The organism is Vibrio sp. 10N.222.55.C6 (assembly GCF_041473395.1).
GTDB classification, from domain to species: Bacteria; Pseudomonadota; Gammaproteobacteria; order Enterobacterales; family Vibrionaceae; genus Vibrio; species Vibrio crassostreae_C.
The window spans coordinates 1-203 of sequence record NZ_JBFRSD010000756.1 but is presented as its reverse complement, the minus strand read 5'-3'; the positions used below and the strand labels follow the sequence as shown (position 1 = coordinate 203).

The window sequence follows — 203 nt, the reverse complement described above, 5'->3', positions numbered from 1 at the left end:
AGTTCAGCTCTGTCTTCTGGCTGACCGCCAAGCTTGCCTGTTTTCTCTGAGAGATACAGAAGGATAGCGTTAGAGTCGAATACACGTTGTCCCTCATCTTCAATCGCAGGCGTTTTGCCATTTGGATTGATTAAACGATATTCCGGTGAATGCTGCTCACCCTTTAAGGTATCGACAGGAACAAGTTCAAAATCTAGGCCTGT

At 45.8% G+C, this 203-nt stretch carries 1 protein-coding gene; it reads right to left on the bottom strand.

Annotated features, from left to right (window positions below):
- The coding region (locus tag AB4486_RS26000; RefSeq protein WP_372119634.1) for a glutathione S-transferase family protein at positions 1 to 203 on the bottom strand (203 nt) is incomplete at both ends.